The sequence below is a fragment of the Euzebyales bacterium genome, assembly GCA_036374135.1.
Classification (GTDB): Bacteria; Actinomycetota; Nitriliruptoria; order Euzebyales; family JAHELV01; genus JAHELV01.
This window is the reverse complement of record DASUUK010000048.1, coordinates 19,209-32,050: the sequence shown is the minus strand read 5'-3', so window position 1 is coordinate 32,050 and position 12,842 is coordinate 19,209. Positions and strand designations below refer to the sequence as shown.

The 12,842-nt window shown below is 72.6% G+C and carries 11 protein-coding genes; 2 read left to right on the top strand and 9 right to left on the bottom strand.

The features are described from left to right. Nucleotides 1-281: 281 nt before the first annotated feature. Nucleotides 282-572, top strand: coding sequence for a hypothetical protein (locus VFZ70_08520; GenBank protein ID HEX6255843.1), 291 nt, complete (start codon nucleotides 282-284; stop codon nucleotides 570-572). A 44-nt stretch (nucleotides 573-616) separates the two neighbouring features. Here the strand turns inward: VFZ70_08520 and VFZ70_08515 are convergent, their stop codons facing one another. The 8 genes from VFZ70_08515 to VFZ70_08480 all read right to left on the bottom strand — a co-directional run bounded on the left by VFZ70_08515 (nucleotide 617) and on the right by VFZ70_08480 (nucleotide 9,432). Then, nucleotides 617-2,851 (bottom strand): heavy metal translocating P-type ATPase, encoded by a 2,235-nt coding sequence (locus VFZ70_08515; protein ID HEX6255842.1) that lies wholly within the window; start codon nucleotides 2,849-2,851, stop codon nucleotides 617-619. A gap of 36 nt (nucleotides 2,852-2,887) precedes the next feature. Next, nucleotides 2,888-3,106, bottom strand: a complete 219-nt coding sequence (locus VFZ70_08510) for a cation transporter (GenBank protein ID HEX6255841.1) — start codon at nucleotides 3,104-3,106, stop codon at nucleotides 2,888-2,890. 27 nt (nucleotides 3,107-3,133) lie between these two features. Then, complete coding sequence (locus VFZ70_08505) at nucleotides 3,134-3,481, bottom strand: metal-sensitive transcriptional regulator (GenBank protein HEX6255840.1); 348 nt, start codon at nucleotides 3,479-3,481, stop codon at nucleotides 3,134-3,136. A 112-nt stretch (nucleotides 3,482-3,593) separates the two neighbouring features. Continuing rightward, nucleotides 3,594-3,944 carry a cytochrome c gene (locus VFZ70_08500; GenBank protein ID HEX6255839.1) on the bottom strand — a complete coding sequence of 117 codons (351 nt, stop codon included), beginning with the start codon at nucleotides 3,942-3,944 and terminating at the stop codon, nucleotides 3,594-3,596. Between the two features lie 333 nt (nucleotides 3,945-4,277). Continuing rightward, complete coding sequence (locus tag VFZ70_08495) at nucleotides 4,278-5,906, bottom strand: alpha/beta-hydrolase family protein (GenBank protein HEX6255838.1); 1,629 nt, start codon at nucleotides 5,904-5,906, stop codon at nucleotides 4,278-4,280. Nucleotides 5,907-6,001: 95 nt separating this feature from the next. Beyond that, nucleotides 6,002-6,349, bottom strand: coding sequence for a hypothetical protein (locus VFZ70_08490; GenBank protein HEX6255837.1), 348 nt, complete (start codon nucleotides 6,347-6,349; stop codon nucleotides 6,002-6,004). A 7-nt stretch (nucleotides 6,350-6,356) separates the two neighbouring features. Then, the gene (locus VFZ70_08485) at nucleotides 6,357-8,519 is read right to left on the bottom strand and encodes a heavy metal translocating P-type ATPase (protein HEX6255836.1); all 2,163 of its coding nucleotides are present in this window, start codon (nucleotides 8,517-8,519) and stop codon (nucleotides 6,357-6,359) included. Between the two features lie 250 nt (nucleotides 8,520-8,769). Then, nucleotides 8,770-9,432 carry a hypothetical protein gene (locus VFZ70_08480; GenBank protein ID HEX6255835.1) on the bottom strand — a complete coding sequence of 221 codons (663 nt, stop codon included), beginning with the start codon at nucleotides 9,430-9,432 and terminating at the stop codon, nucleotides 8,770-8,772. 147 nt (nucleotides 9,433-9,579) lie between these two features. Between VFZ70_08480 and VFZ70_08475 the strand changes: the two genes are divergently transcribed. After that, nucleotides 9,580-9,789: a heavy metal-associated domain-containing protein gene (locus tag VFZ70_08475; protein HEX6255834.1), complete on the top strand. Its 210-nt coding sequence runs from the start codon at nucleotides 9,580-9,582 to the stop codon at nucleotides 9,787-9,789. On the opposite strand, the gene VFZ70_08470 is transcribed toward VFZ70_08475, so the two are convergent. Then, on the bottom strand, nucleotides 9,773-12,787 hold the full coding sequence (locus tag VFZ70_08470) for a BTAD domain-containing putative transcriptional regulator (GenBank protein HEX6255833.1): 3,015 nt from the start codon (nucleotides 12,785-12,787) through the stop codon (nucleotides 9,773-9,775). The two genes, VFZ70_08475 and VFZ70_08470, sit on opposite strands and share 17 nt — an antisense overlap. Nucleotides 12,788-12,842: the final 55 nt, after the last annotated feature.

The following is a 12,842-nucleotide window of genomic DNA, read 5'->3' as shown; positions in this document are numbered from 1 at the left end:
TCGCGCTCCAGATACGCGCGCACCAGGTGCACCAGCGGCCGCTCGTCGTCGACGATCAGCACCGTCGCCGTTGGTGTCGTCATGGCGACCATTGTCGCGTGATGCCTACCCTGCTGGGGCCGCCGTGCGGACCTCCAACGCGCGGGATTGATGTGATCTTGAGCGTGTGCGGTGGCCTGTCTTGACCTGTTCCGGGCACCGTGTCAATCCCGTGGCAGGACAGCGCCGTTCGTGAGGCGCGCGAGACGCTTGACGGCGGCCTGCGATGGCAGGTCGAGTGCGTGGAGGCAGAAGGTGGCGAGCTCCGCGGCCGGGATGTCGCGGCGGTGGCCATCGTGGTGCTGGTGCTGCACATGCCCGATGTCAGCGCAGCCGCGGCGACGGCGCGCGCATCAGGCACTGACCCGTCCGATCTCGGCAGGGATCTGGCACACCCCGGCATCGGGCTGATCGTCCTGCTCGTGATCCACACCCTCAACGTCTACAAGCCGCGAGGCATGACCCGATACGGACAACGCATGCACGCACGGTCACAGCGAGTGGTGGCAACGCCTCGCGGGGCGGACCGATGACACCCTGCGAATCCGTCGTGCAGCGGACGCCGGCGAACCGCCGGTCACCGCCCGAAGCGCCGCAGTCGCAGTGAGTTGGTGACCACGCTGACGCTCGAGAAAGCCATCGCGGCGCCCGCCACGATCGGCGACAGCAGGCCGAGTGCCGCGATGGGGACGGCGAGGGTGTTGTAACCGAACGCCCACCACAGGTTCTGGCGGATGGTGCGCTCGGTCGCGCGGGACAGCTCGATGGCCGTGGCCACGCCGTCCAGGTCTCTGCGCATCAGCGTCAGGTCGCTCGACTCGATCGCAACGTCCGTGCCGGTGCCTATCGCGATGCCCAGGTCGGCCTCGACCAGCGCGGGCGCGTCGTTGACGCCGTCACCGACCATCGCGACCGTCCGACCACCGGCCTGAAGGCGGGCGATCTCGTCCTGCTTGCCATCGGGCAGCACCTCGGCGAGCGCACGGTCGATGCCGACCTGGGCGGCGATGGCGGCGGCTGTGCGGTGGTTGTCGCCGGTGATCATCGCGGTCTCGATGCCCATGGCGTGCAGCCGCGCTACCGCGCTCGCGGCGTCGTCCTTGACGGTATCGGCAACGGCAACCACACCGCGGACCTCGCCGTCCCAGCCCACGACGACCGCGGTCTTTCCGTCGCGCTCGCACCGTTCGGCGGCGTCATCGAGCGTCTCGGGCAGCACCAGCCCGGCCTCGGCAGCCAGCTTGCGGGTGCCGACCCAGACGGTCACGTCGTCGATGTCCGCGCGCACGCCGTGCCCGGCGACGGCGGTGAACGTCCCCGGACGAGCAACGTCGAGTGCGCGGTCGTGAGCGGCGGCGGTGATCGCCGCGCCGATCGGGTGCTCGCTGTCTGCTTCCGCTGCCGCGGCGCGGCCCAGCAGCGTGTGGTCGTCGGTGCCGTCGCCTGCGACGACGTCGGTCACGGCCATCTCGCCGCGCGTCAGCGTGCCGGTCTTGTCGAACACCACGACATCGATCTCGCGGGTGCGCTCGAGCACCTCGACGCCCTTGATCAAGATGCCGAGGTCCGCACCGCGTCCGGTGCCCACCATCACCGCGGTCGGTGTCGCCAGCCCCAACGCGCAGGGGCACGCAATGATGAGCACGCTGACGGCGGCGGTCAGTCCGCCGACCGGCTCGCCGAGCGCGATCCACCACACGCCGAAGGTGGCCAGCGCGATCGCGAGCACCGCGGGGACGAAGACGGCCGAGACGCGGTCGGCGAGGCGCTGGGCCGCGCCCTTGCCCGCCTGCGCGCGTTCGACCATCGTCACGATCCGGGCCAGTGCGCTGTCGGCGCCGACGGCGGTGGCGCGCACCGTCAGCACCCCGTTCGCGTTGATGGTCGCGCCGCTGACGCCCGTCCCGGGGGACTTGTCCACCGGTACGCTCTCGCCCGTCAGCATCGACTCGTCGACCGCGCTCGTGCCCTCGACGACCTCGCCGTCGACCGGCACCTTCTCGCCTGGGCGAACGCGTACGACATCGCCGACCCGCACACGCTCGATCGGCACCAGGTGCTCCGTGCCGTCCGACGCGACCAGTCGTGCCTGCGTCGCGCCGAGCTGCAGCAGCGCCTCGATGGCGGCGCCCGCACGCCCCTTGGCCCGCGCCTCCAACCAGCGCCCGAGCAGCAGGAAGGCGATGATCAGTACGGCGCTCTCGAAGTAGAGGGGACCGCCCCGGAACAGCTGCGCCACTGAGAACCCGAAGGCCGCCAGCGTGCCCAGCGCGATCAGCGTGTCCATGTTCGCCGTGCGCCGCCGCGCCCGGCGGGCGGCCTCCGCGAGGAACGGCCAGCCGGCCCAGAACTGCACCGGGATCGCCAGGACGAACGCGGCCACCCGACCGCCCGTCGACTCCATCACCGCCATCGCGCGGTCCGACAACGGCGCAGCGACCATGCCGACGAGGAACACCGCGGCGATCGGCCACGCGACGGCCGCGCGGCGTGCCCACATGCGCTGTGTGGCGCGCTCCTCGTCCGCGCGCGATGTGCGGGGTTCGTCGACCCTGGCCGGTGCCAGGCGGTAGCCGATGCGGTCCACCGCGGCGGCGAGGTCCTCGTCGGATGTGGCACCGTCGTCGAGGCGCACCAACGCCATGCCGGTCGCGAAGTTCACGTCGGCGTCGGCGACGCCCTCCTGGCGCCCGAGGATGCGCTGCACCCGTGCGGCACACGACCCGCAGGTCATCCCATGCACTTCGAAGGACCGCTCGGTGGCATCAGCGGGCGATGCCTCGGTCGCCTTGTTCGGTGGGGCGGAGGTCATCGACGCGGGCTCCTGTCGGCACGTGCACGGGTCAGGTCAGGCTTCCTTCGGCGGTACGACGTAGCCCTGGTCCTCGATGGCGGCGACGAGGGCGTCTCGTTCGATGATCGCGTCGTCGTAGTCGACGGTGACATGCCGCGCGTCAATGTCGACGCTCGCGCGCGCCACACCATCGAGCGGCTGCAGTGCGCCCTCGATCGAGCGCTGGCAGTGACCGCAGTGGATCTCGGGCACGAGGATCGTTTCGGTGGTCATGGGCTGCCTTCCGTGGGTGGTGCGTCGTCAGGATCGGAGGAGACGTTCGACGGCCGAGGTCGCCTCAGCGATGATCTCGTCGGCTCGGCGGGGATCCTCGTCGCGGGCGGCGTCGGTGACGCACCCGCGCAGATGGTCGTCGAGCAGGCCGACGGCGACCTTCTCGAGCGCCCGCTTGACCGCGGTGATCTGGGTGAGCACATCGATGCAGTAGCTGTCGGACTCGACCATCCGCGCGATGCCGCGGACCTGTCCTTCGATGCGGCGCAACCGAGCGCGGTAGTCGTCCTTGCGGTGCCCGTACCGGTAGGTCGGGGCTTCGCTGACCGTCGGGTCGCCCGCATCCCCACGACCGCCGTCGGACTCTGTACCCATGGGGGGTAGGGTAGCAGGGCGTGGAGCGCATCGACGCAGGGATTGACGTCTGCCCTGGTCGGCCTCGCTGGCTGAGCGGCGTCCGTGCACGTGCGCAGGTCGGGCGCCATGCCTATGGCGCGATGCCTTCGGCGCGCTGCACCGACCTGACGTAGGCGACGATGGCCGCCACCTCCTCCTCGTCCACATCCTGCGGTGGCATGGCCCCGAAGGCCCAGTGGTGCGCCTGCACGCCGAACTGCGCCGCCGCGTAGAACGCGCCGTCTGGATGGTGGTCCGGGGTGTACACGTCATCGAGGAACGGCGGTCCGTTGTCCGTGCCCCCCAGGTCCGCGCCGTGGCACTGTGCGCAGGTCGCCTCGTATAGCTGCTCGCCCTCGGCCACGAGCTGCTCCTCGCCGTCCGCCACCACCGGCTCAGTGTCCGCCGCACCGGTCGCGCACGCGCCTGCGATCGTGGCCACCGCTACGACGAGCGCCCCGCACGTGGACCTGTGCCGCACGTACGCCTCCCACTTCCTACCCGGTAGCCGACGGGCTGCGCCCGCCGTCAGCGTTCTGACGGAGCAGCGAGTGTAGTACTGCGCGACGTCGTAGTGCGGTAGGGGCCCCGTCGCGCCGCGTCAGATGACGCTGGACGAGGCCTGCCAGCGCCAGTGCAGCGCGCTGTCGGCAGCGGGATGCCGAGGGTAAGACGCTGATCAGGTAGCGGACCACGGAGCGGTGATCGACATCCAGCTGCGGTCTGGGCTCGGGTTGCATGATGCCTCCCAGGTGATTGTCGGTGGGGGATGCGTTCAGTCGGCGAGCGACTCGAGCCGTGCGCGCAAGCGTGTGGTGTCTGCACGCGTCCAGTCGGTGGGCGCTGCGATGTGTGCCCAGGCGTCGACGTGCTCGGGGCCGTAGATGTGGCCGTGGCCGGTCGGAGCGTTGCCGCCCAGGATGGTGTCGATGGTCGTCTGGACGAATGTGATGATCGGTAGGTAGGGCGTCCGGGGAGAGATGCCGCGCGGCCGCGGGTCACGCAGCCACGCGGGGCGGGTGAAGGCTAGGTCGGGTGTCCACCAGGTGACGGGGTCCGATGGGTGCTGCAGGTAGACGACGCGGGGTGTGCTCCACCGGCCCGACTGGTTCAGGTCCTCACCGTTGGTGGCGAACCGGACGGTCCGGCCGTCCTGGTACACCGGGCGCCACTGGGGGGAGCCCGCGTCACGGGCGGCGGTGAACTGCCGCCACAGGGGGTTCGCGCGGGTGGGTCCGACCCACAGTGCGCCGTCGACGTGCGCGCGGATGTCGGCCAGGTCGGCGAAGACCTGCTCGGAACCGAACGAGCCGAGGCTTTCGCCGTACAGCAGCAGGAGCGGACGGGCCGACAGCGGCCGCCGCCTCAACCGCCGGGTGACGGCGTCGAAGAGCGCGGACGCGGTGGTGCGCGCGCGGTCCTGGTTGCCGCCCATCACCAGCCAGCTGGGCAGGTAGGAGTACTGGACCGCGACCGCGGCGGTATCTCCGCGGTACATGTACTCCAGGGGCGCGACGGCATGGCGGTTGACCGAGCCGGTGCCCGTGGCGGTGATGACCAGCAGGACGTCGCGGTCGAACGCGCCGGTGCGTTCGAGCTCGGCGACGGCCAGGTCGGCGCGGGCCTGGACGGACGGCGCCGATGCGAGTCCGACGTAGGCGCGGATCGGTGCGCGCGCCGGCGCCCCGCTGAATGCGCGCAGTTGGCCGACCGTGGGCGCCGTGGCCACGAACCGGCGCCCCATGCGGCCGAGCGAATCCCACGCCACCAGGCTGGCGCGCGATCCCGACCGGCCGCCAGATCGGGGCGGGCGCACGTCGGGGTCGCTGCCAGCGTCTGCGGCGACGAGTCTGTCGTTGACGGAAGGGACGAGTTCTGACGCGATGCCGATGTCGATGACCGCCACGGTCACCGCCAGCGCGACGATCGTGTGCGCCAGGCCGCGGCCGCGACGGGGAACGATCCGCGTGACGAGGCCGGCGTAGCACGACAGGCCGGGGTGCGCCAGCCGCACGACGAGGACCACGGCGTAGGCGATCGCCGCCGCGACGGCGACGGCCGACGCCAGATAGGGTGCCGCGTCGCCGTCGATGGTCATCAACCGGCGCACGTCGACCTGCCAGTGGTAGTTGGCCAGCAGCGCCCACGACGCGGTGGCGCCAGCGAGCAGCAGCACCGCTGCCCGCGCGGCTGGGGGTGCGGCCGGTGGCCGCGTCGGGAGCAGGCTGACCAGGCGTCGGTTGGCGCGGCCGGTGCCCAGTCCGATCGCGACGGCCGCCCCCGACAGCACGCCCTGGGTCAGCCAGGGGCGTGGATACAGCGACGGCGTGAGCGACGCGGCGAAGAACAACGATGCGGCGAGCCACTCGCCGGGTGAGAACCACATGCCCAGGTGCAGCGACACCGCGCGGCGGCTCTGCCAGCGTGTGGGCCGCGGCGGTACGACGGTGACCACCGCGCCCCCGGGGGGCGGCGGCCGCATATCGGCGGGTCGGCGGGTCATGGGGTGTGGATGGCGCGCAGGACGTCGACCCGCGCCGCACGGACGGACGGGATGACCGACGCGAGCACGCCGAGCAGTCCGGTCGCCAGGACGGCGATGGCGACGTGCCAGCCGGGCACGACGAAGGTCTGGCCCGCATGCGCCGGCGCGCAGGAACGCCAGCACCTCGCCGCTGGCGGGGCGTCGAGGTTGCCGGTGGGCTCGTCGGCTGCCGGGTCCGGGTGGCGGCCGTCCAGCCGCACGGGCGGGACGATGTTGTCGCGCGCCGACAGCGACGCCACGAGCTTGAGGCTCTGGAACACGAAGCCGACGCGGATGGTCGTGCCGTTCTCGAGTACGGGCACCGTGGGGTCAGGCGGGGTGGAGGTCGACGCGGCGCAGCAGTTGGGCGTTGAGTGCGACGATGACGGTCGACAGGGTCATGAGGACGGCGCCGGCCGCCATGGGAAGCACGACGCCGGTGAAGGCGAGCGCGCCGGCGGCGAGTGGGATGGCGGCGAGGTTGTAACCGGCGGCCCACCACAGGTTCTGGATCATCTTGCGGTAGCTGGCGCGTGGGAGCCGGCGGACGGCGAGGACGCCGCGGGGGTCGTCGGAGGCGAGCACGATGCCGGCAGCACCGATCGCCACGTCGGTGCCGGCGCCGATGGCGATGCCGACGTCGGCACGCGCCAGCGCTGGTGCGTCGTTGACGCCGTCGCCGACCATTGCGACGGTGTGGCCGCGGTCCTGCAGGGCGGTGACCGCGGCGTCCTTGTCCTCGGGGAGCACCTCGGCGAGGACCTCGTCGATGCCCAGGTCCGCGGCGGCCGCGTCGGCCACCTGCTGCGCGTCACCGGTGAGCATCGCGACCGTCACGCCTGTTGTGCGCAGCGCGGTGACCGCGTCGCGGCTCTCCGGGCGGACCTCGTCCTCCAGCGCCAGGGCACCGGCGATGGCGCCGTCGGCGATGACGTACAGCACCGCGGCACCACGTGCCTGCCACCGCGTGATCTGCGCGGCCAGGGCGGCCGGTGGCGCGAGTCCCTGTTGGCTCAGCAACGCAGGTCCACCGACGGCGACGGTCGTGTCGTCCACCGTCGCCCGCACGCCGCGGCCCGTCATCGAGGTGAACCCCGAGGCCGCCGGCACGGTGATGCCGCGGTCGGTGGTGGCGGCGACGATCGCCCGCGCCAGCGGGTGTTCGCTGTCGGCCTCGGCTGCGGCGGCCAGTGCCAGCACACGGTCGGTGACGCCGTCAACCGCCGCGGCGCTGGACAGCACGTGTCGCCCCCGCGTAAGCGTGCCGGTCTTGTCGAACAGCACCGCGTCGACCGTGCGCATGCGCTCCAACGCGAGCCGGTCGGTGATCAGGATGCCGTTGCGCGCCGACTTCGCGGTCGAGATCGACGTGACGAGCGGGATCGCCAGACCGAGCGCGTGAGGGCAGGCGATGATGAGCACCGTCATAGCGCGGGTCACGGCGGCGTCGGGCTGGCCGAGCAGCCCCCAGGCGACGATCGTGACCACCGCGCTGACGACCGCGACGTGGAACAGCAGCGCGGCGGCGCGGTCGGCCAGTACCTGGGTGCGTGACCGTGACTGCTGCGCCTGCGCGACCAACCGTCGGATGCCCGCCAGCGCGGTGTCGTCGCCGACGGCGTCGATGCGGATCCGCAGTGCGCCGTCCGTGGCGATGCTGGCCGCGCCCACCCGGTCGCCGACGCCGCGGGCGACGGGGGTGGACTCGCCGGTGAGCATCGACTCGTCCAGCGCCGCCGCACCCGCGACGACTGTGCCGTCGACCGGTGCGCGGCCGCCGGTGCGGACCAGCACCACGTCACCGACGGCCAGCGCGGCCAGTGGCACCGTCCGCACGGTCCCGTCGTCGTCCTGGCGTTCGGCCTCGTCGGACAGCAGATCGGCCAGCGCCGCGAGCGCGTCCTGGGCCTGGCCGACCGCGCGCATCTCGAGCCAGTGTCCCAGGAGCATGATCACGATCAGCAGTGACAGCTCCCACCAGACCCCCACGTCGAACAACCCGAGCGTGGCGGCGGCGCTGGACAGGAACGCCACGGTGATCGCCATGGCGATCAGCAGCATCATCCCTGGTCGGCGGTCACGCGCCTCGGCGACGCCCCCCACGAGGAACGGCCACCCGCCGTACCCGAACACGATGGTCCCGAGGACCGGCGCGACGAGCGCGGAGCCGGCGAACTCCGGCAGCGAGTAGCCGAACGATTCCTGCAGCTGGTGGCTGGACGCGACGACGGGCAGGGCGAGCAGCAGCGACCACCAGAACCGGTCCCTGAACGTCGCGGCGTGGTCGTCGTGCCCACCACCGTGCGTGGTGTCGCGGTGACCTGCATGGCCGCCGTGCGCGCCGGCGTGAGGACCGGGCGGCATTCGGTGCGTTGCGGCCGACGCGGTCGTGACGGCGTCGTGGGTCGCCATCTTGTCCCGGTGGGCGTCGTGGCGGTCCGGCGCTCGGGTGTGCGTCGCGATGTCGTTCGTTGGTGCGTTGGTGGGCCTCATCACTGCCTCCCGTAGGTCTGCTGCCGACGGTGGGCGTTGGCGGTGTCCGATCGGTGTCCGGCTGCTGTTGGTGCTGCACTCGCGCCGAGATGCGACGGAGGTGGCCGCGCGCGGTGCCGGCGCCTGCTCATGGGTGTCTCACCAGCGACCGGGGGCAAGGTCACGCACCGGCACGGAGCGCACGGGCGGACCAGTGGCGTGGACGACGCTGGCCCAGTGAGCGCCCCGTCTCGACGGGCGACGCCGATCGTCAGCACAGCGGCGGGCACCACCGCCAGGTACGCCACGCGGATCGCGGGTGCGATGCCGATCGCTTCCTGGAGGGCGCCGACCGCGACGTAGCCGAGCGCCGCCACTCGACCGCGTCGCCGATGAGTCCGGACGCTGTCGCGATCGCGTACGGGGCGAGGCGCTGTGCGGCGAGGATCACCAGCGGCAGCGCGGCGTTGCCCAGCGCGCCCGCTGTACCGACGGCCGCTGCCAGCCCGGCGACCCCGACCCACGCCACGGCCGACACCAGGGCGGTCCACGACGACCTGACGAGGACCAGACCGCCGACGAACATGCCGGTGGCGGCGGCGCCGAGCGCGGCGACCCGCACCGCACCAATGCGGTCAGCGACGACGCCGAACGCGGGCTGCGTCAGCGAGCCGGCCGCCCACGGTGCAGCGACGAGGACGGCCAGTCCGCGTTCGCCGACGGCCAGGCGCTGCAGCAAGGGTCCCAACGCAGTGACGCCACCGAGCACACCGTCGACGGCGACGTGGGATGACGCGAGCAGGACGGTCGTGACGATGGCGCTGGCCGGCGCAGCCGGCATCGAGATCGAGCGGACGGGTCCCGTGGTCGCGGTGGCACGCCGCGACGATGGTCCGTCACTTCGTCGTCGACCGTCCCATGCAATGGCCGGCATCGCGTCCTCCTCGGTGGGCGCGGCCAGTTGATGCGCACGCTGGTGTCTGCGCCGTGTCCGCATGAGGGTCCGAGGACGATCGGTCGCGACACCGCGCGCACACCGTCCTTCGACACGATCGACGTGTGACGGTGATCAGGAGGATCGATGGCGGTCGACGTGCTGGAGTTGGTCGTTCCCGGGCTCCGGTGCCGCGACGACGTGCGTGTCGTCAGTCGCGCGATCCAGGATCTCGACGTCGTGACCGTGGAGATCGATGCGGCGACCGCGCGCGTTGTCGTGCGCGGCGAGGTCCCCGTCCAGGCGGTTCGAGAGGCGATCGAGCAGGCTGGGTACGAGGTCAGCTCGTGGTGGTGACCATCCGCTGCGTGTCGCGCTCGTCGACCGCTGCGCGCGGGCGGCTGTGCCGCGCGCGCAGGTCGGCCGCGTCCGCGAGGCACCGTGCGCGCGCGTCGTCGTCGCCGCGCAGCGCCGCCAGCCGCGCGAGCTGTTCGAGGACGGTGGCACGGAGCAGCGCGTCGCCGATCTGCTCGGCGATGTCGCCAGCGCGGCCGAGGTGCGTCGCGACGGCGTCGTCGGCCCGTCCCTCGTCCAGTGCCGCGGCCGCGATGCCCGCCAACGCGCGGGCGACGCCGCGCGGCACGTGGTTGCGTTCACAGCGGTCGAGTGCGTCGGCGTACGGCAGCCGCGCCACCTCGGGGTCGTCGCGCAACCGTGCAGCGGTGCCACGAGCCAGCGCGACGAGGGCCAGCATCGACTCGTCGGCCAGGTCGCGGGCGATCCGCTCACCGTGCCCCAGCCAGCGGTCGGCTTCGGTCGGGTTGCCGCGGTGCAGCGCGGTCTCGCCGAGCTCGATCAGTGACCGTGCCAGGTTGTTGGGCAGCCCGCGATCCCGTGTGAGCCGCACCGCCTCGTGCAGCATGACGTCGGCCTCGTCACAGCGTCCCGCCAGGCGCAGACCGACGCCGAGGTGCAGGCGCACCGCCGAGCGCCCCCAGGTGTCGGCGAGGGCGTCGAACGCCTTGGCCGCCCTCCGGCCGAGCGCCAGCGCCTGCGCCGTCGATCCGTGGTACAGCACGATCTCGGTCTCGACGAAGTCCGCCAGCGCCACACCCCACGGGTCACCACACGCCTGCAGGGCGCGTCGGGCGTCCGCCACCGCGGCGAGGTGACGCTCGACGTCCGCCCCGGCGACCGCCTCGACCGCCGTCAGAAGCTGCGACAGCGCGGCGCGCGCCGTGTCCCCGACGGTCGTGAACAGCGCACGGCTCTCTTCCGCGGCGGCTGCCGCGTGCGCACTGGGATGCACGATGCAGCCCGCCGGCCGCAGCGCCAGCGACAACGCCTGCAACGCGCGTGCCCGAGCCGCGGGGGAGCCGGCACCGACGGCGTCGAGGGTCGCGCGCAGCTGCACCCGTCCGTCGACCTGGCGGCCGACGTACCAGTACCAGCCGAGCGCGCCGGCCAGCCGCAGACCGACATCCGGCGCCGACAGGGCATGCTCACGGGCCCACCCCAGCGCCAGCCGCAGGTTCGCATCCTCGGCGTGCAGGGACGCGAGCGAGCGGGACTGCTCGCCGCCGCGCAGCGCCGGCTCGATCGCCTCCGCCAGGTCGGTGAAGAACCGGGCATGCCGCTCCCGCACGGTCGCGGCGCCGCCGTCCTCCTCCAGCAGCTGCGCCGCGTAGACCCGAATGGTCTCGAGCATCCGAAACCGCGACCCCTCTGCGACCACGAGCGACTGCCGCACCAGCCGACCAAGCAGGTCCAGCACGTCGTCCCCGTCGACCGTGCAGACGGCCTCGGCCGCCTCCAGGGTCCATCCGCCTGCAAACACCGCCAGCTGCCGGAACAGCGTCTGCTCCGCGGGGGTCAGCAGCTCGTGGCTCCACGCCACCGCGGCGCGCAGCGTCCGATGACGCGCCTCGGCGGTCCGCGGTCCACCGGTCAGCAGGCGGAATCGGTCGTCGAGGCGCGCGGCGATCTCGTCCGGGCTGAGCATCGCCACCTGTCCGGCCGCCAGCTCGATCGCCAGCGGCATACCGTCGAGCCGCTCGCAGATGTGGCGCACGGCGGGTTCGGCCGCCGTCGCGTCGAACCCGGGCCGGACGGCGGCCGCCCGGTCGGCGAACAGCATGACCGCGTCGTCCGGTGGCAGCGGCGCGACGGGCATCTGCACCTCACCGTGGACACCCAGCGCCTCCCGGCTGGTCGCGACGACCCGCAACGCGTCACCGGCCGACACGAGCAGCGCCTCGACGTACTCGGCACAGGCATCGATGAGGTGCTCGCAGTTGTCCAGCACCAGCAGCGCGCGGCGTGGAGCCAGCCACGAGATCACCAGCTGCCGGACCGAGGTGGCTTCGGCGGTGGGCAGGTCGAGCGCATCGGCGATCGCGGTGGGGATCCCCGCTCCGTCGCGCACGCTGGACAGCCGCACGAGCCATACGCCGTGCGCATGGTCATCGACTGCTCGACGTGCGGCAGCCAGCGCGACCGTGGTCTTGCCGATGCCGCCGGGTCCGGTGACGGTGACCAGCCGACGGCCGGATGACAGCTCGAGCAGGCGGGACACCTCCAGCTCGCGGCCGACGACCGAGCTGAGCGGGGTCGGCAGGTTCCCCTGCGCCGCGGGCACTGCCGCCACCGCGTCCAGCGCGGCGTCCTGTCGCAGGATCGCCTCCTGCAGTCGACGCAACGGCACCGATGGCGTCACACCGAGCTCCTCGTCGAGCAGCTGGTACACGTCCCGGTACACGGCCAACGCGTCGGCCGTGCGCCCGCAGCGGTACAGCGCCGTCATCAGCTGGCCGCGCAACCGCTCGCGCAGGGGATCCGCCGCGACCAACCGCTCCAGCTCGGCGACCACGCTGGCGTTCTCGCCCGCGGCGAGCCGCTCGTCGATCCAGTCCTCGACCGCCGTCGCGCGCAATCCGGTCAGCCGCGCCGCCTCCGCCCGCGCCCACACGTGGTCGGCGAACTCCTCCAGGGGCGGACCCCGCCACAGCGCCAGCGCCGCCGCATGCCGCCGCGCCGCGACCAGCTGCTCGAAGCGCCTGGCGTCCACCTCACCCTCGCCGACGTCGAGGCGGTACCCCGGCGGATCGGACACCAGCGCGTCGCCGATCACGCGGCGCAGCTTCGAGACGCGCAGGTGCAGCGCGTTGCGAGGATTCGCGGGCAGCTGCTCACCCCACAGCTCGTCGATCAACCGGTCCTTGCCGACCGTCCGGTCGCCGGCGCACGCGAGCAGCGCGAGCAACACCCGCTCCCCGGCTCCGGGGATGCCCCGCGGCGTCCCATCGACCAGGACCTCGAAGGACCCCAGCACGCGGATCTCCACCGTGGCCTCCACGTCCGGACAACGCCTCCTGCCAGTCTGCGCCGCCATGCCGTCCGGCGACAAGCCG